The sequence below is a fragment of the Streptococcus pseudopneumoniae genome (assembly GCF_038148955.1).
GTDB lineage: Bacteria > Bacillota > Bacilli > Lactobacillales > Streptococcaceae > Streptococcus > Streptococcus pseudopneumoniae_T.
Map to the genome: position 1 here is coordinate 23,329 of NZ_JBBJZY010000014.1, position 17,955 is coordinate 41,283.

General features: G+C 41.6%; 14 protein-coding genes. 12 read left to right on the plus strand and 2 right to left on the minus strand.

Annotated elements, in window-relative coordinates:
* Window positions 1-396 precede the first annotated feature (396 nt).
* The 3 genes from WKI23_RS06260 to alaS all read left to right on the plus strand — a co-directional run bounded on the left by WKI23_RS06260 (window position 397) and on the right by alaS (window position 4,643).
* A complete protein-coding gene (locus WKI23_RS06260) occupies window positions 397-1,032 on the plus strand; it encodes a PBECR4 domain-containing protein (RefSeq protein WP_368079309.1) in 636 nt (211 codons plus the stop codon).
* 485 nt (window positions 1,033-1,517) lie between these two features.
* Window positions 1,518-2,003, plus strand: a complete 486-nt coding sequence (locus WKI23_RS06265) for an LURP-one-related/scramblase family protein (RefSeq protein WP_265477138.1) — start codon at window positions 1,518-1,520, stop codon at window positions 2,001-2,003.
* A gap of 21 nt (window positions 2,004-2,024) precedes the next feature.
* Window positions 2,025-4,643, plus strand: a complete 2,619-nt coding sequence (gene alaS, locus WKI23_RS06270) for an alanine--tRNA ligase (protein WP_368079310.1) — start codon at window positions 2,025-2,027, stop codon at window positions 4,641-4,643.
* An 87-nt stretch (window positions 4,644-4,730) separates the two neighbouring features.
* Here alaS and WKI23_RS06275 read toward each other — a convergent pair whose 3' ends face one another.
* Entirely contained in the window at window positions 4,731-6,185 is a 1,455-nt protein-coding gene (locus WKI23_RS06275; RefSeq protein ID WP_368079311.1) for an alpha-amylase, read from the minus strand.
* Between the two features lie 179 nt (window positions 6,186-6,364).
* Here WKI23_RS06275 and WKI23_RS06280 point away from each other — a divergent pair, with 179 nt between their 5' ends.
* The gene (locus WKI23_RS06280) at window positions 6,365-7,114 is read left to right on the plus strand and encodes an ABC transporter ATP-binding protein (protein WP_033676786.1); all 750 of its coding nucleotides are present in this window, start codon (window positions 6,365-6,367) and stop codon (window positions 7,112-7,114) included.
* Window positions 7,095-8,729, plus strand: a complete 1,635-nt coding sequence (locus WKI23_RS06285) for a hypothetical protein (protein ID WP_368079312.1) — start codon at window positions 7,095-7,097, stop codon at window positions 8,727-8,729. Before WKI23_RS06280 ends, WKI23_RS06285 begins: the two co-directional genes overlap by 20 nt.
* A 550-nt stretch (window positions 8,730-9,279) precedes the next feature.
* Here the strand turns inward: WKI23_RS06285 and WKI23_RS06290 are convergent.
* The gene (locus WKI23_RS06290) at window positions 9,280-11,430 is read right to left on the minus strand and encodes an LTA synthase family protein (RefSeq protein ID WP_368079313.1); all 2,151 of its coding nucleotides are present in this window, start codon (window positions 11,428-11,430) and stop codon (window positions 9,280-9,282) included.
* 117 nt (window positions 11,431-11,547) lie between these two features.
* Between WKI23_RS06290 and WKI23_RS06295 the strand changes: the two genes are divergently transcribed.
* Genes WKI23_RS06295 through WKI23_RS06325 form a run of 7 tightly spaced genes read left to right on the plus strand, consistent with a single transcriptional unit; the run spans window position 11,548 to window position 17,953 of the window.
* Entirely contained in the window at window positions 11,548-12,711 is a 1,164-nt protein-coding gene (locus WKI23_RS06295) for a class I SAM-dependent rRNA methyltransferase (RefSeq protein ID WP_368079314.1), read from the plus strand.
* Window positions 12,708-13,385: a type I 3-dehydroquinate dehydratase gene (gene aroD, locus WKI23_RS06300; RefSeq protein WP_000767783.1), complete on the plus strand. Its 678-nt coding sequence runs from the start codon at window positions 12,708-12,710 to the stop codon at window positions 13,383-13,385. The genes WKI23_RS06295 and aroD overlap by 4 nt, the downstream gene beginning before the upstream one ends.
* Window positions 13,375-14,229: a shikimate dehydrogenase gene (locus WKI23_RS06305; protein WP_368079315.1), complete on the plus strand. Its 855-nt coding sequence runs from the start codon at window positions 13,375-13,377 to the stop codon at window positions 14,227-14,229. Before aroD ends, WKI23_RS06305 begins: the two co-directional genes overlap by 11 nt.
* Window positions 14,230-14,247: 18 nt before the next feature.
* The gene (aroB, locus tag WKI23_RS06310) at window positions 14,248-15,315 is read left to right on the plus strand and encodes a 3-dehydroquinate synthase (protein WP_368079316.1); all 1,068 of its coding nucleotides are present in this window, start codon (window positions 14,248-14,250) and stop codon (window positions 15,313-15,315) included.
* 9 nt (window positions 15,316-15,324) lie between these two features.
* Window positions 15,325-16,491, plus strand: coding sequence for a chorismate synthase (gene aroC, locus WKI23_RS06315; RefSeq protein WP_368079317.1), 1,167 nt, complete (start codon window positions 15,325-15,327; stop codon window positions 16,489-16,491).
* Between the two features lie 9 nt (window positions 16,492-16,500).
* Window positions 16,501-17,604, plus strand: a complete 1,104-nt coding sequence (locus WKI23_RS06320; protein WP_368079318.1) for a prephenate dehydrogenase — start codon at window positions 16,501-16,503, stop codon at window positions 17,602-17,604.
* A gap of 10 nt (window positions 17,605-17,614) precedes the next feature.
* Window positions 17,615-17,953 carry a YlbF/YmcA family competence regulator gene (locus WKI23_RS06325; protein WP_060628570.1) on the plus strand — a complete coding sequence of 113 codons (339 nt, stop codon included), beginning with the start codon at window positions 17,615-17,617 and terminating at the stop codon, window positions 17,951-17,953.
* Window positions 17,954-17,955: the final 2 nt, after the last annotated feature.

Sequence of the window (17,955 nt, forward strand, 5' to 3'; positions counted from 1 at the left end):
GATGAAAACGAATCAGTCAAGCTGGTTCGTTTTTCTTTTTAAAAAATACAAAAAACTATAGTAGATTGAATCTAAAATAGTACGTTATGGATTCTAAAACATTTCTAGAAATTAACTTGACTTTCCTAAGCTCTCTGTTCATATCTTATTTCAATCCACTATAATAAGCAGCTTTTTGATTTTACTTGACATATTGTTAAGAATCTAATATAATAAAAACTGTAGAACAAAACTATCGCTTTTAGCGTAGCCAAGGAATTACTGGTCGGTCTGCTTTGGTCAGTAGTTTGTAGATAGGCTTATTTGGGTTTTATATATTTTCCGCAAGCAGGTGAATAAATATATCGTAGGAAGAGGTGTAAATAGCCTCTTTATTTTTTTGAGAAAAGGTACAGTATGTTAAGAAATTTAATTCTTAGTTATAGAACGTTGATGGATACTCAATACAAATTTACTATTACTCAGACTGTCTCCAAACAAACTATAGAAAAATATATTGAATTAAGCTTCACGGAACCAAATTTTCATCATCTTATAGGTTTGCACAAACTAAAAGGAATAGATAAAGTTAAGTGCTTCAATGGTAATGGGGCTCAGAAGATATATAACCAAATTTTGGGAAATCATATCACTTTTTATGATTTAGATAAAGATACATCTCAGCACAAGGCTGCATTTTTATCTAGGGCAACTTCTCTGAATTTAATTTATACGATGCTAGAAAATATAAGTGTTAATTTAAAGGGATTGTATTATTTTGACCCAAACAAAATTGGGTCTAAGATTAAAGCAAAGTATTTATTGCATTTTCAACATAGAGATAAAGAATTTTATTTTTTGTTTGATAAATATGATAAGAAGGCTAAGAACACTGATATTTGCTATCCTGTTTCAGTTTTTAGAAGAAAAATACAGGCTGAGTTGCCAGAAGGGCGTAGTGCAAAACACTATGAAATGAACCAAACCCCCATTAAGCTATTGAAAGTTGAAAAAATACAAGGTGCTAGAACTGTTACATTATACCATAAATAGTTCCTTGGGTTTAGAGAGCTATTTTGAGTATGACAGGTATATCGGATATATGAGATTTGGCGCCAGATAACCGTGAAAATAATAGCCATTCTAAGCCTGATGCTGGAAATCAGAATCGTCAGAGGAAGGAATAGAGAAATCGTGGCTTTACGAACAGAAATGTTATAGTAAAATATGTATAGTGAATGAGATGGTAGCAAACTTTTTGGGAAAATAAAACTTTAGTGACAGTGTCTATCTCATAAGATCATTTCCAGTTGACGCAAGCTTAAAAAAACGTTATAATAAGAAAGTTGAGAATTGATTTTCAGTTGTCTTAGTCCAGAGAAATGGCGGTGCTGCGAGCCATCTAAGCTAGAAAGTCATGCTACTCAATTTAACAATTGCATAAGAATAAGAGAATGACAAGTTCATTGAATGAAGGTGGTACCGCGGTTTTTCGCCCTTCGTGATATGAGCTTGTCTTTTGGTTTTTGGAGGTGTTGATGAAAACATTTCTTGTCAAACAAAAGTTTCGTCTTGGAGGCGAACGCTTCGCTATCAAGGATGACAGGGGAGAAATCGCCTATCAGGTGGAGGGATCATTTTTTAAAATTCCCAAAACCTTTACTATCTATGATGCATTTGGTAACCAAGTCAGTGAGATTAGTAAAGAGATTTGGACTCTACTTCCTCGTTTTGAGATTCAGCTTCAGGACGGATCGAGTTTTGTAATTCGTAAGAAGTTGACCTTCTGGCGAGATAAGTATGAGTTTGATAATCTGGGGCTTCGTATCGAGGGCAATATCTGGGATTTGAATTTCAAACTACTGGATGATCGCGATCAGTTGATTGCGGAAATCAGGAAAGAACTCTTCCATCTGACCTCTACTTATAACGTAACAGTCCTTGAGGACGCTTATGCAGACCTAGTCATTTCCCTATGTGTCGCGATTGACTATGTGGAAATGCTGGAAAGCCAATCACATTAAAGAAGTAAATAAGGAGACAATATGAAACAACTATCTAGTGCACAAGTACGCCAAATGTGGCTTGATTTCTGGGCGACTAAAGGTCACTCAGTAGAACCATCAGTGAGTTTGGTTCCTGTAAATGATCCAACTCTTTTGTGGATCAACTCTGGGGTAGCAACCCTTAAGAAATACTTTGACGGGACTATTATTCCTGAAAATCCACGTATTACTAATGCCCAAAAAGCTATCCGTACCAACGACATCGAAAATGTCGGAAAAACGGCTCGCCACCATACCATGTTTGAAATGTTGGGGAACTTCTCTATCGGGGATTACTTCCGTGACGAAGCCATTACTTGGGCTTATGAGCTTTTGACAAGCCCTGAATGGTTTGATTTCCCAGCTGAGAAACTTTACATGACCTACTATCCAGACGATAAAGATTCTTACAACCGCTGGATTGAAGTGGGAGTGGATCCAAGTCACTTGATTCCAATTGAGGACAATTTCTGGGAAATCGGTGCTGGACCTTCTGGACCTGATACAGAGATTTTCTTTGACCGTGGAGAAGCTTTTGACCCAGAAAATATCGGTCTTCGCCTGCTTGCAGAAGATATCGAAAACGACCGTTATATCGAAATCTGGAATATCGTTTTGTCACAATTTAACGCAGACCCTGCTGTTCCTCGTAGCGAGTACAAGGAATTGCCACATAAGAACATTGATACGGGCGCTGGTTTGGAGCGTTTGGTGGCGGTTATCCAAGGGGCTAAGACCAACTTTGAAACGGACCTCTTTATGCCGATTATCCGTGAAGTGGAGAAATTGTCTGGTAAGGTTTATGACCAAGATGGCGACAACATGAGCTTCAAGGTCATCGCTGACCACATCCGTTCTCTTTCATTTGCCATCGGTGATGGTGCCCTTCCTGGAAATGAAGGTCGTGGTTATGTTCTTCGTCGTTTGCTCCGTCGTGCTTCTATGCATGGTCAAAAATTGGGTATTAACGAGCCTTTCCTTTACAAACTCGTTCCAACTGTTGGAAAAATCATGGAAAGCTACTACCCAGAAGTGCTTGAAAAACGTGACTTTATCGAAAAAATCGTTAAGAGCGAGGAAGAGTCATTTGCTCGTACCCTTCACTCAGGTCAACACTTTGCCCAAGGCATCGTAGCTGCCTTGAAAGAAAAAGGACAATCTGTCATTGCTGGTTCAGATGTCTTCAAACTCTATGATACTTATGGGTTCCCAGTTGAATTGACTGAAGAAATCGCTGAAGAAGCTGGCATGACTGTAGACCGTGAAGGATTTGAAGCAGCCATGAAAGAACAGCAAGAGCGCGCGCGTGCCTCAGCTGTCAAGGGTGGCTCAATGGGTATGCAAAATGAAACCCTTCAAAACATCACTGTAGAAAGTGTCTTCAACTACAATGCTAGCCAATTGTCTTCTAAATTGGTGGCTATCGTGGCTGACAATGCAGAAGTAGAAGCTGTGTCAGAAGGAACTGCCTCACTTATCTTTGCGGAAACGCCATTCTACGCTGAAATGGGTGGACAGGTAGCTGACCATGGACAAATCTTGGATGAGTCAGGTAAGGTTGTAGCTATTGTGACAAATGTTCAAAAAGCACCAAACGGACAAGCTCTTCATACTGTTGAAGTCCATGCACCACTTGCTTTGAACCAAGAATATACCTTGGCAATTGATACAAATCGTCGTCATCGTGTTATGAAAAACCACACTGCGACTCACTTGCTTCACGCTGCCCTTCATAATATCCTTGGAAACCATGCTACACAAGCAGGTTCTCTTAACGAAGTCGAATTCCTTCGCTTTGACTTTACGCATTTCCAAGCAGTAACTGCTGAAGAATTGCGTGCGATTGAACAGCAAGTCAACGAGAAAATTTGGGAAGCTCTTGAAGTTAAGACAGTTGAAACAGATATTGACACTGCCAAGGAAATGGGAGCTATGGCCCTCTTTGGTGAGAAATATGGTAAGGAAGTCCGTGTTGTTACAATCGGTGACTACTCTATCGAGCTTTGTGGTGGTACCCACGTTGGCAATACTTCTGAAATTGGTCTCTTCAAGATTGTCAAAGAAGAAGGTATCGGATCAGGAACTCGCCGTATCTTGGCAGTGACTGGTAAGGAAGCCTTTGAAGCTTATCGTGAACAAGAAGACGCTCTTAAAGCTGTCGCAGCAACTCTTAAAGCACCTCAACTTAAAGAAGTACCTCACAAGGTAGAAGGCCTTCAAGAACAACTACGTCAACTTCAAAAAGAGAATGCTGAGTTGAAAGAAAAAGCCGCAGCTGCAGCCGCAGGCGACATTTTCAAGGATGTTAAGGAAGTCAACGGTCACCGTTACATTGCTAGTCAAGTGTCTGTATCAGATGCCGGTGCCCTTCGTACCTTTGCGGACAATTGGAAACAAAAAGACTACTCTGATCTTCTTGTCCTAGTTGCCGCTATCGGTGATAAAGTCAATGTCCTTGTAGCAAGCAAGACAAAAGACCTTCATGCAGGAAACCTTGTCAAAGAATTGGCACCAATCGTCGATGGACGTGGTGGTGGTAAACCAGACATGGCCATGGCAGGAGGAAGCAACCAAGCTAAAATTCAAGAATTGTTGGATGCGGTAGAAGGTAAATTGTAAGAAAACAAAGATCTATCCATTTGGGTAGGTCTTTTTCATACTTAAAAAGCCAAATCCGATTGGACCTGGCTTGCTTATCATTGTATGTTAGATTGTATTGGCTGCCCAGACACTTACAGATCTTTCTGAGACTGGGAATTGTCCATAACCTTCTTCATCAATTGTAGCTTGACCTTGGTGGTTTCCAAGTAAATCTACAAAGGTTTGGTTAGCCCATTCTTGACCGACAAACATTGACTTGCTGTTTTCTTGGTCATTTGAAATCAAGACTGCGATTGGAGATTGATTTTCAGCACCTGCACGTACCCAACCGATACAGTTTGCGTCATCAAAGTAGTCTGTTTGTTCTCCATAGGCCAAATCTTTTCGGATGGCTAGGAGGCGGTCAAGGACTTCTTTGAAATCTTCTTGAGCATACTGCCCTGAAATCCCATAGTAGTCTCCGTAAAAGACACATGGCAGTCCATTTTGACGTAATAGAATGAGGGCATAGGCTGCTGGTTTGAACCATTCTTCAACAGTCGATTCAAGGGCTTGACCTCGTTGGGTATCGTGGTTATCGACAAAGGTTACAGCCTTGTCAGGTTTGAGTTCAACCAAGCTATCTGTGAAAATGCCACGAAGGTCATAGTTGGAACCAGCTCGGCTAGCATCAAAGAGATTCTGGTGGAGTCGAACATCGACAAGGTCAAAGCGTTCTTCTGTTTTTTCGAGATAGTCCAGGTTGGCTTCCTTGTCTGGGTTCCAAAATTCCCCAAAAACATAGAAATCCTCACCGTATTTTTCCTTCATATCACGGATGAAATTGCGCATAAAGAAAGAATCAATGTGCTTAACGGCATCCAAGCGGAAACCAGCTACACCAGTCGTTTCCATGAACCAGTCAGCCCAGTCATAGATATTTTTGATGACTTCGGGATGTTTGAAATCAAGGTCGGCATACATGAGGTAGTCGTAGTTTCCGTTTTCGTTATCGACCAATTCCTCGTTGGCCCAGCCCTTGTTGTCTCCTTGAATCAGATAAATCCCAGATTTACGGCGTTTGGCATCGTAGTCTGTGCCTGTGAAGTGGTACCAGTGCCAGTGGAAGTCATTGTAGGTATCTTGGCGACCATCGAAGGTAAAGCTAGTCCAGCCATTGATGGTGAAGGGTTCTCCGAGTTCAACTGTACGGTCTACAGGGTCCACTTCGATAACCTGAAAAGCTTCCATGTGATCGGCCGCAGCCTTGTGGTTGAGAACTACATCGGCCATTGGTTGAATTCCCTGTGCTTTTAGGGCTTGAATGGATTGAAGATAGTCTTCTTTGAAACCATACTTGGTGCGGACAGTCCCTTTTTGGTTAAACTCTCCAAGGTCAAATAAGTCATAGACCCCATAGCCTACATCTTTTTCGTTGGTAGCTTTGAAAGCTGGTGGCATCCAGACATGACTGATACCGAGATCAGCTAGGTGTGGAGCATCTTCAGCCAGACGTGTCCAGTGCTGACCGTCGTGGGGCAGATACCATTCAAAGTATTGCATGAGTGTTTGATTTTGCATTGTTTTTCCTTTTACTTGTCAATCTTGTTCTTTATTCTATCATAAAGTATCTCTTGACGCAAACGTTTGCGTAAGAATAGAAGGAAACTATTGTATCTACTTAAAATAAAGTGTTGATTTTTTTGTATCAAAGTGCTAGTATAATGGTATATAAAACAGATAAAGAGAGGAGATTTCTCATGATTGAATTTCAAAATGTTAGTAAGTTGTATGGTGATAAAGAGGCCTTGAGCAATCTCAATTTGCAGATTGAAAATGGGGAGATTATGGGCTTGATTGGCCATAATGGGGCTGGAAAATCGACCACTATAAAATCTTTAGTCAGTATCATTTCTCCCAGCAGTGGTCGTATTTTAGTAGATGGTCAGGATTTATCGGAAAATCGCTTGGCTATTAAACGAAAGATTGGCTACGTAGCAGACTCGCCTGACTTATTCTTACGCTTAACGGCCAATGAATTTTGGGAATTGATTGCTTCATCCTATGATTTGACTAGCTCTGACTTGGAAGCTAGTCTAGCTAGGCTATTGAACGTTTTTGATTTTGCTGAAAACCGCTATCAGGTTATTGAAACCCTTTCTCACGGAATGCGTCAGAAAGTCTTTGTCATCGGAGCACTCTTGTCCGATCCCGATATTTGGGTCTTGGACGAACCCTTGACAGGTTTGGATCCCCAAGCTGCCTTTGATTTGAAGCAAATGATGAAGGAGCATGCGCAAAAAGGCAAGACAGTCTTGTTTTCAACTCATGTCCTTGAGGTAGCCGAGCAAGTCTGTGATCGGATTGCCATTTTGAAAAAGGGGCATTTGATTTATTGTGGTAAGGTAGAGGACTTGAGAAAAGACCACCCAGACCAGTCTTTGGAAAGTATCTACCTTAGCCTTGCTGGTAGAAAAGAGGAGGTTTCAGATGCGTCTCAAGGTCATTAAAAAATTAGTTGATATCAATATCCTCTATTCATCTCAAGAAGCTAATCTGGCTAACCTACGAAAGAAGCAAGCTAAAAATCCTGGGAAAAAAGTAAATGTTTCCGCTAGAGTCCTAGGTTCTTATATTTTTTCCAGTCTCTTGATGCTCATCATGTTTAGTAATATAGCCATTCATTTTCCTTTTGATGAAACGCCTATTTATTTTAGTTTCATGGTTGCTATTTTACTAGTGATTGCCTTTTCAACTTCTTTAAGTGCATTTTACAATGTCTTTTATGAGAGTAAGGACTTGGTATCGTATAGGCCCTATGCCTTTAAAGAATCAGAGATTATAATGGCCAAAGGTCTGTCTGTCCTCTTGCCAGCTCTGCCTGGAATTGTACCAATCCTAGCTTATTTTCTAGTCCTCTACATTAGGCTAGCTCCTTCTCTTTGGCTGGGATTGCCTTTGATGTTCCTGTCCTTGGCTCTATTATTTGTTTCTGTGGCTCTAGTGATGGTAGTGACAGTACATTTCTTGGCTCAAACTGCTCTTTTTAGAAAGTATCAGTCTATTTTTTCGAATGTGATGATTGGGATAGGAGTTCTCATACCTTTAATATTTGTCTTCTTTCTACAGTCGACTTCTGGAAGTATTGTTGACAAAGTTAGAGACATTCCACCTCTTCTTTATCCTATTCATCTCTTTTACAAAATAGCAGTGGAGCCTTTTTCGATAGAAGCCATCCTAGGTCTGCTTGCTTGGATTGCTCTAACTGTCTTCTTGCTTTACCTGACCAAAAAGAAGGTTTTGCCTCGTTTTTATGATGTGATCCTACTTAATAGTGAGGAGAAGGTCAAAAAAGAACGTCGCAGTAAGGAGGGGTTTTCAACTACTAAAAAAGGCTTTTTCCGTATGGTTTTACGCTACCACCTCACCCTTTTGGGACAGGGGACTGGCGTGATTACAGTGCTTTTTACAAGTACTTTCCTTCCTTATCTCATGATGATCGGTCTGATTTCCAAAATCCGAGATTCTCAGATAGTTCCAGACATTCATCCTCCATACTGGTTACCCTTGTTTTTTATAGGTCTTTTTATATCTGTTGTCAATAACAATATCACCAGCCTGCATTCAATAGCCTTATCCTTGGAGAGGGAAAATGTTGATTTTCTTAAGAGTTTACCCTTTGACTTTGCTCGTTATGTGAAAGTGAAATTTTGGATTATATTTGCTGTCCAGTCCTTTTTACCAGTTCTGACTTTACTTGGTCTTTCTCTATATTTAGGCTTGCCCATACTTTCGATGATTTACCTTCTTGTAGTCTGGACCCTTGCCAGTGTCATCCTTTCTTGCCACCATTACTTTAAGGACGTTAAAAATCTGTCAACCAATTGGAGTAACATTACGGACCTGGTGAACCGTTCAAATCGTATAGTAGCAATAGTTTTACTCTTAATTTATAGTGCTATCTTAATGATTTTAGTCATAGCAAGTTTATTCTTGGTTCGGTCTCTCTCCCCTATCCTTGCCATTAGCTTGGGAGTAGGAGCTCTTATCCTCTTGTTTGCTCTTGCTATTTTTGGTTATCATTACTACCTATCACGCATATTGGTAGAGATAGAAAAAAGATGAGATAGATGGTTACTATCTTGATAAATTTCATTTGACAAAACACTTTCAAAGTTTGTTAAAATGTGATTGTAAATTATTAAGATTGGTAATCAAAAAATATAGGGAGGAATGTTTTGAATAAGAAATATAATATAGTTCTATTTTTGTTGTTTATAGTTTATTTATTTGGATATTTTTCAATTTCAAAAACGTTAATTCCTATAATGTGTGTGATCCAAGTATTTTTGATAGAAAATATATTTAGATTTCGAAATAGGATTATGCAGATAGGTGAAATGATAATTATTGTTGCTTCTATAATATTATTTATTGATAGTATATTGAGTTTGTGACAAAAGGCTTTTCTATAAAATCAAATTTTCCAGATACCTGCTGAAGCTGATTTATATCCTCATATTTCTTCTACTATATTCATTCGTCACCAATTTGACAGGCACATATTGCTGATACAGCCTCTCTAGCTACAATCTCACAGTAAACCTGAGGCTAGTTTGCTATTTGATTTTTGTTGATAAAAAGAAATGCTCCTCCGTTCTTGGAAGAGCATTTTTTATTGTGATTTTGATTCGGTTTCTGCCGACTCTGGGTGGAGTTCTTGGTAACTTGGTGCCTTGAAAAGGTCAGTACTGGTTTTGCCTTGTCGTTGGCTAAAGAGGCTCGTTGATTGACTACCTTTTTCCTGCTCAATCTTTTGCAGAATTGGCAAGGAATTGAGGTAAGAAATACTTTCAGTATCAACTTTTCCAAGATGATCTGCTTGGTAGAAACGGATCAAATCGCCAGTTTGAATCTGATCGCTAATTTTCAGCTGTTGACTAGCTGCTTGACGAACGCTTTCCAGTTCGGTCTGAGTTTGTTCATCAAGATTACTGATTTCGAGACCACTTTCAGTATAGTAGGTTCGTCCGTCGTAGCTGGTGTATTTAGGTGTGACGAAGGAATTGGCAGTTCGAAAGGCAACGATTTCTTGGTGGTCTGGTGATAGGAGGTCTTGTCCGACTTGAAGGAAGGAATTGGACTCAATACCAAGGAGGTGTTCTAGAGTCGGTAAGATATCGATTTGTCCACCGTAGGTATTGATGATTTTCCCCTTTTCATAACCAGGCATGACCACCAAAAAAGGCACTCGTTGCAACATAGCATTATCGTAATTCGACCAGTTTTCAGAAGTCTTGCCAATCAAAGGTGCTAGGTCAGGATTGCGGGAGTTGGAAATGCCATAATGGTCTCCGTAGATGACGATGATGGATTTTTCATAGAGGCCGCTTTCTTTGAGATAGTCAAAGAAGGCCTTGATGGAACTGTCCAGATAGTTGGCTGTTTGAAAGTAGCCGTTGATAGTTTCATCTTTGGTCTTGGCCAAGGGGAAACCAAGCTCATCGCCCGTCAGATTGCTAGCATAAGGATAGTGATTGGACACCGTAATATACTTGGCATAAAAAGGCTGCTGTAAATGCTCCAGATACTGGATAGAATCTTTCATCATGATTTTATCATTTAAACCATATTGGAAAGAATTGCTACTGTCTTGCTTGGTGAAGTAGGAAGCATCAAAGAAATATTGGTAGCCCCATTGTTTGTAGGTCGTATTTCGATTCCAGAAGGTTCCGATATTACCGTGAAAGACAGCGCTTGATTGGTAGCCGTTTTTTGATAGGATAAAAGGAGCTGCCTGCTGGGTATTGGTACCACCGTAATTGACCATAAAGGAACCTTGGTCAAGTCCAAACAAACCAGTCTCCAGCATAGTTTCCGCATCTGAGGTCTTACCAGCCTTGACTTGGTTAAAGATATTCGAAAAGGCTAGGGTTGATTGTGAATGGTAGAGGGAATTCAGGAAGGGAGTGACTTCATGCTCAGTCCCATCTAGGTTGAGTTTATAGTCAAGCAGGAACTGCTGAAAACTCTCCAAGTGGAGATAAATCACATTTTTCCCTTTAGCTAAGCCAAAATAGTCTGGGTTGGGATTAGCAGAATGCTCTTGAATATAATCTGTAATAGGTTGCAGGTCGGTCTCAGAGGCCTTAGCCCGTTCTTTGTTAGCGCTATAGGACTGGTTGGCACTATAGCCTAGAAAGGCTGGCAAACTGAGGGCACGAACAACATAATAATTAGAAAATCCTCGCGATAGGAGGTCGGGACGCTCAATTTCAGCCAAGAAAAGATTAGCAGAAAAGAGCAGGGCTGAGAGAGCAGTGATAGCAACACTTGAGCGGAATTTGAAAGGTTTCCTATCTAGCTGGATGAATTTTTTAAAAAAAAGAAAAGCCATCAGTGGGAAATCCATAAAATAGATGAAATCCCAAGGACGCAGTAACTCTAGTTCCGCAGTACCAACAGATACCTTGCTGACCACCTTCATGGTATTAGCCGTGATAAAGTCGCTAAATTCTCGATAGTAAAAGACATTGGAATAGAGCCAAATAAACAAAAGGCTGTAAATAGCAATACTCAGACCATAAAAGATCTTGGTTGACCGAGCGTAGAGGGCTAGAGCCAGCAGGAGTAACCCCAAAGGAAGGGGATTGAAAAAGGCGATAAAGGCAAGGTAATTTCCTTGCAATTTTCCTACTTGAATATCTAAATTAAAGTCAACGGTATAGGCTAATAAGGTTTTGAGCCAATAGAGGATTAAAAGGGTTAGGACAAAACCCAGTCTGGTACCGATGGCTTTTTGGATTTTGTTAAAATTGCTTTTCACACATTTTACTTCCTAATTTTTTATTAGTATTAGTATACCATTTTTTAAAAGAAGAGTAAAAAAGCAAGGGTAGTTTCTTTTTTGAGAATTGGCTAAAAGTTTGATATAATGGTAGTCATGAATAGAATAAGAGTTAGCAAAAGGGTTGAAAAGAAGCTCGCTAAAGGATTAGTTTTACTAGAAGCGAGTGATCTTGAGAATGTCAATCTTAAGGATCAGGAAGTAGAAGTCCATAGTCAAGATGGAAACTTTCTTGGGACTGCCTACCTTTCTCAGCAAAACAAGGGCTTGGGTTGGTTTATCAGTAAAGACAAGGTGACCTTCAATCAAGCTTTCTTTGAAACGCTGTTTAGACAAGCTAAAGAAAAGAGAAGCGCCTACTATCAAGATGATTTGACAACTGCCTTTCGTCTCTTCAATCAAGAGGGAGATGGCTTTGGTGGTCTGACAGTGGACCTTTATGGCGACTATGCTGTCTTTTCTTGGTATAACTCTTATATTTATCAGATTCGCAAGGTTATCTCAGAAGCCTTTAGACAGGTTTTTCCTGAGGTTTTAGGAGCCTATGAGAAAATCCGCTTTAAGGGTCTAGACTATGAATCTGCACACGTTTATGGTAAAGAAGCACCTGACTTTTTCACTGTTTTGGAAAATGGTGTCTTATATCAAGTCTTTATGAATGATGGCTTGATGACAGGGATTTTCCTAGACCAGCATGAGGTTCGTGGTAGTCTGGTTGATGGATTGGCTATGGGCAAATCTTTGCTCAATATGTTTTCTTATACAGCAGCTTTTTCAGTAGCTGCGGCCATGGGAGGAGCAAGCCAGACAACTTCGGTTGACCTAGCCAAGCGTTCACGAGAATTGTCTCAAGCGCATTTTCAGGCAAATGGAATCAGTACAGACGACCATCGTTTTATAGTCATGGATGTCTTTGAATATTTCAAGTATGCCAAGCGAAAAGGATTGACCTACGATGTAATTGTATTAGATCCACCTAGCTTTGCTCGGAACAAAAAACAGACCTTCTCTGTGGCCAAGGATTATCACAAGTTGATTTCCCAGAGTCTGGAGATTTTAAATCCGGGAGGGATTATCATTGCCAGTACCAATGCTGCCAATGTTTCCCGTCAGAAATTTACAGAACAAATTGATAAAGGCTTTGCAGGAAGAAGTTACCAGATTTTAAACAAATATGGTCTTCCAGCAGATTTCGCCTATAATAAAAAAGATGAAAGTAGTAATTACCTCAAGGTGATTAGTATGAAGGTTAGTAAATGAAATTAATCGTTTCAGTAATGCCAAGAAGTTTAGAGGAGGCTCAGACTCTGGATGCCACGAGGTACCTAGATGCCGACATCATTGAATGGCGGGCCGACTATCTGCCTAAAGAAGCGATTTTGCAGGTAGCTCCAGCTATTTTTGAAAAATTCGCAGGCCGTGAGTTGGTTTTCACGCTACGAACTCGCTCTGAAGGGGGAGAAATTGACCTTTCTCCAGAAGAATATATCCATCTAATCAAGGAAGTGGCGCAACTCTATCAACCAGACTATATTGATTTTGAGTACTACAGCTACAAGGATGTTTTTGAGGAAATGTTGGACTTCCCAAATCTCGTTTTGAGTTACCACAATTTCCAAGAAACGCCTGAAAATATGATGGAAATCTTGTCAGAGTTGACGAGCCTAAATCCAAAACTTGTTAAGGTTGCGGTGATGGCTCACACGGAGCAGGATGTCTTAGACTTGATGAACTATACACGAGGCTTTAAAACCCTCAATCCTGAACAGGAATATGTGACCATTTCTATGGGCAAGGTGGGCAAGGTCTCTCGTATCACTGCGGATGTGACGGGTTCGAGTTGGTCTTTTGCCAGTCTGGATGAGGCTAGTGCTCCTGGTCAGATTTCTCTAGCTAACATGAAAAAAATCAGGGAGATTTTGGATGAAGCTTGATGGCTATACGCGTTTAGCTGCCGTTGTTGCCAATCCTATTAAGCATTCTATTTCGCCCTTTATCCACAATAGGGCCTTTGAGACGACAGCTACCAATGGTGCTTACGTAGCTTGGGAGATTGAAGCGAGTGACTTGGCAGAAACAGTGGCCAATATTCGTCGCTACCAGATGTTTGGCATCAACCTGTCCATGCCCTATAAGGAGCAGGTGATTCCTTATTTGGACGGGCTGAGCGACGAAGCGCGCTTGATCGGTGCGGTCAATACGGTTGTCAATCATAATGGCACTTTAATTGGATATAATACAGATGGCAAGGGATTTTTTAAGAGCTTGCCTTCTTTTACAATTACAGGTAAGAAGATGACCTTGCTGGGTGCAGGTGGTGCGGCTAAATCCATTCTGGCGCAAGCTATTTTGGACGGCGTCAGTCAGATTTCGGTCTTTGTTCGTTCAGTTTCCATGGAAAAAACAAGACCCTACCTAGACAAGTTACAGGAGCAAACAGGCTTTAAAGTGGACTTGTATGCTTTAGAAGATGTTTCTGAACTGCAAGCAAGGATTGCTGAGTCGGATTTGCTGGTCAATGCCACCAGTGTGGGCATGGATGGCCAATCCTCTCCAGTTCCTGAAAGCATAGTCTTACCGGAAACTCTCTTGGTGGCAGATATTATTTATCAACCCTTTGAAACCCCATTTTTGAGATGGGCTAGAAGTCAGGGCAATCCAGCTGTCAATGGTCTAGGAATGTTGCTTTATCAAGCTGCAGAAGCTTTTCAACTGTGGACAGGCAAGGAAATGCCGACAGAAGAAATTTGGCAGTCCTTAACAGAAAAATACCAATAAAGAAAGGGAGATTCTCCTATGAAAATCAGAATCGATATTCCTCATCATCCTTATGATATTCAGATTGAAAAAGGTTGTCTGGCTCAGGCTGGTCAATGGTTGCGAGAACTCTGGCAACCACAAAAAGTGGTCATTGTAACAGACAACCATGTAGCTTCTCTTTATGCAGAGAAGGTCAAGCTCAGCCTAGAAGATGCTGGTTTTCAGGTAGCCGTTTTTGACTTTTTAGAAGGCGAAGAAAGAAAGAATTTAACCACTGTTCAGAAAGTCTATGAATTCCTAGTTAAGCAGGGGCTGACTCGTAGCGATGGGATTGTAGCCCTAGGTGGTGGTGTCGTTGGAGACCTAGCTGGTTTTGTAGCCTCTACCTATATGCGGGGTATTCACTTTGTTCAGATTCCGACCAGCTTGACAGCTCAAGTGGATTCTTCTATCGGTGGAAAGACAGGCGTTAACACTCCATTTGCTAAGAATATGGTGGGTACCTTTGCCCAACCAGATGGGGTTTTGATTGACCCGCTTGTCCTTGAAACACTCGGGAAAAGAGAGCTGATTGAAGGGATGGGAGAGGTCATCAAGTACGGCTTGATTGAGGACCCAGAACTTTGGGATCTCTTGACGGAACTGGATGGTTCTGTAGAGAGCATTTTGGAGCATGCAGAGACCTTGATTGAACATTCTTGTCAGGTCAAGCGCAAGATGGTGGTTGAGGATGAGTTGGACAACGGTGTTCGCCTTTATCTCAATTTTGGCCACACCATTGGTCATGCCATTGAAGCGACAGCTGGTTATGGAAAAGTCATGCATGGAGAGGCTGTGGCCATGGGCATGGTACAGATTTCCAAGGTTGCTGAGGAAAAGGGACTCATGCCAGCTGGCATTACCCAATCTATCACAGAGATGTGTCAGAAATTTGGACTACCTGTTGACTATGAAAACTGGGATGTTGACAATCTTTATCAGGCTTTGACTCATGACAAGAAAGCGCGTGGCAACACCTTGAAATTGGTCTTGGTGCCAGAGCTTGGTTCTGCAACCATTCACCCAGTTTCTCTGGAAGAGATGAAAGACTACTTGGTAAAATAAGGAGAGTGTATGAGATATTTAACTGCAGGAGAATCACACGGGCCCCGTCTGACGGCTATCATTGAGGGAATTCCAGCTGGTCTTCCTTTAACAGTAGAGGACATCAATGAGGATCTGAAACGCCGTCAGGGTGGCTACGGTCGAGGCGGTCGTATGAAGATTGAGAGTGACCAGGTTGTCTTTACTTCGGGCGTTCGTCACGGGAAGACGACAGGGGCTCCCATTACCATGGATGTCATCAATAAGGATCACCAAAAATGGTTGGATATCATGTCTGCAGAGGACATTGAAGAACGCCTTAAAAGCAAACGAAAAATCACCCATCCACGTCCAGGACATGCCGATTTGGTTGGGGGCATCAAGTACCGTTTTGATGATTTACGAAATTCTTTGGAACGTTCATCAGCTCGTGAAACCACCATGCGAGTGGCAGTCGGGGCTGTAGCCAAACGCCTCTTGGCTGAACTGGATATGGAGATTGCCAACCATGTCGTGGTCTTTGGTGGCAAGGAAATCGATGTTCCTGAGAATCTGACAGTCGCTGAGATTAAGGAAAGAGCTGCCCAGTCTGAAGTTTCTATTGTCAACCAAGAACGAGAACAGGAAATCAAGGATTATATTGACCAAATCAAGCGTGACGGTGATACCATCGGTGGAGTTGTCGAGACAGTCGTCGGAGGCGTTCCAGTTGGCCTTGGATCTTATGTCCAATGGGACAGAAAATTGGATGCGCGATTAGCCCAAGCAGTTGTCTCTATCAATGCCTTTAAAGGGGTGGAATTTGGTCTTGGATTTGAAGCTGGTTACTGCAAAGGAAGCCAAGTTATGGACGAAATTCTCTGGTCTAAAGAAGACGGCTATACTCGTCGCACCAATAATCTGGGCGGCTTTGAAGGTGGTATGACTAATGGGCAACCGATTGTTGTTCGTGGCGTCATGAAACCCATTCCCACACTCTACAAACCGCTTATGAGTGTGGATATCGAAACCCACGAACCTTACAAGGCAACCGTGGAGAGAAGTGATCCGACCGCTCTTCCAGCTGCAGGAGTAGTCATGGAAGCTGTTGTAGCAACGGTTCTGGCACAAGAAATCCTTGAAAAATTCTCATCAGATAATCTTGAGGAACTAAAAGAAGCAGTAGCCCAACACCGAGACTATACAAAGAACTATTAAGGAGTTCCTATGGCAAAAACAATCTATATCGCAGGTCTTGGTTTGATCGGTGCCTCTATGGCACTCGGTATCAAACGTGATCATCCAGATTATGAAATTTTAGGTTATAATCGCAGTCAAGTTTCGAGAGATATCGCCTTGAAAGAAGGCATGATTGACCGTGCAACGGATGATTTTGCCAGTTTTGCTCCTTTGGCAGATATCATCATCCTCAGTTTGCCAATCAAACAAACCATTGCTTTCATTAAGGAGTTGGCCGACTTGGACTTGAAAGATGGCGTGATTATTTCAGATGCCGGTTCGACCAAGTCAGCTATTGTGGATGCGGCGGAGCAGTATTTGGCTGGTAAGCCGGTTCGTTTTGTTGGTGCTCATCCTATGGCTGGTAGTCACAAGACAGGGGCTGCCTCTGCGGATGTCAATCTCTTTGAAAATGCCTATTATATCTTTACACCTTCGAGCCTGACAAGTCCTGATACGCTTGAGGAAATGAAGGACTTGCTTTCAGGTCTTCATGCTCGTTTTATCGAAATTGATGCCAAGGAGCATGATCGTGTGACTTCTCAGATTAGCCATTTTCCTCATATTCTGGCTTCTAGTCTCATGGAGCAGACTGCGGTCTATGCCCAAGAACATGAGATGGCAAGGCGCTTTGCGGCAGGTGGTTTTCGAGATATGACCCGAATCGCGGAAAGCGAGCCGGGTATGTGGACCTCCATTCTTTTGTCCAATCGTGAGACCATTTTGGAGCGAATTGAGGACTTCAAGGAACGTTTAGAAGCGATTGGTCAAGCCATCAGCAAAGGAGATGAGGAGCAAATCTGGAACTTTTTCAATCAGGCGCGTGAGCAGCGTCAGGTCATGGAAATTCATAAGCGTGGCGGTGTGGATAGCTTTTATGACCTCTATGTTGATGTTCCCGATGAAGAAGATGTCATCTTGCGAATTTTGGAACTGCTACGTGGAACTTCTTTGGTTAATATCCACATCAACGAGGAAAACCGTGAGGATATTCACGGGATTCTACAAATTTCCTTTAAAAATGCTCAGGATCTGGAACGAGCCGAGCATCTCATAACAGAAAATACCGACTACACAGTCGTGATCAAATAAGGAGAAAATCATGTCAAATATTTACGATAGTGCAAACGAACTCAGTCGCGGACTACGCGAATTACCAGAATACAAGGCTGTTAAAGCAGCTAAAGATGCGATTTCGGCAGATGTTGAGGCAAGCAAAATCTTTACAGAATATGTTGCTTTCCAAGAGGAAATTCAAAGACTAGCACAGACAGGTCAAATGCCAGATGCTTCCTTCCAAGCTAAAATGGAAGGCTTTGGCAAGCAGATTCAGGGGAACAGCCTCTTGTCAGAATTCTTTACCAAGCAACAACAATTGGCCATTTACCTTTCTGATATTGAAAAAATTGTTTTTGAACCAGTTTCAGAATTGCTAAAATAAGA

What these genes read in the sequence shown, in the direction of transcription:
- WKI23_RS06320 (WP_368079318.1), top strand. Translation starts at nt 16,501, where the DNA reads ATGGCAAAAACAATCTATATCGCAGGTCTTGGTTTGATCGGTGCCTCT.
- WKI23_RS06280 (WP_033676786.1), top strand. Translation starts at nt 6,365, where the DNA reads ATGATTGAATTTCAAAATGTTAGTAAGTTGTATGGTGATAAAGAGGCC.
- WKI23_RS06295 (WP_368079314.1), top strand. Translation starts at nt 11,548, where the DNA reads ATGAATAGAATAAGAGTTAGCAAAAGGGTTGAAAAGAAGCTCGCTAAA.
- aroB (WP_368079316.1), top strand. Translation starts at nt 14,248, where the DNA reads ATGAAAATCAGAATCGATATTCCTCATCATCCTTATGATATTCAGATT.
- WKI23_RS06260 (WP_368079309.1), top strand. Translation starts at nt 397, where the DNA reads ATGTTAAGAAATTTAATTCTTAGTTATAGAACGTTGATGGATACTCAA.
- WKI23_RS06305 (WP_368079315.1), top strand. Translation starts at nt 13,375, where the DNA reads ATGAAGCTTGATGGCTATACGCGTTTAGCTGCCGTTGTTGCCAATCCT.
- aroD (WP_000767783.1), top strand. Translation starts at nt 12,708, where the DNA reads ATGAAATTAATCGTTTCAGTAATGCCAAGAAGTTTAGAGGAGGCTCAG.
- alaS (WP_368079310.1), top strand. Translation starts at nt 2,025, where the DNA reads ATGAAACAACTATCTAGTGCACAAGTACGCCAAATGTGGCTTGATTTC.
- WKI23_RS06325 (WP_060628570.1), top strand. Translation starts at nt 17,615, where the DNA reads ATGTCAAATATTTACGATAGTGCAAACGAACTCAGTCGCGGACTACGC.
- aroC (WP_368079317.1), top strand. Translation starts at nt 15,325, where the DNA reads ATGAGATATTTAACTGCAGGAGAATCACACGGGCCCCGTCTGACGGCT.
- WKI23_RS06285 (WP_368079312.1), top strand. Translation starts at nt 7,095, where the DNA reads ATGCGTCTCAAGGTCATTAAAAAATTAGTTGATATCAATATCCTCTAT.
- WKI23_RS06265 (WP_265477138.1), top strand. Translation starts at nt 1,518, where the DNA reads ATGAAAACATTTCTTGTCAAACAAAAGTTTCGTCTTGGAGGCGAACGC.
- WKI23_RS06275 (WP_368079311.1), bottom strand. Translation starts at nt 6,185, where the DNA reads ATGCAAAATCAAACACTCATGCAATACTTTGAATGGTATCTGCCCCAC.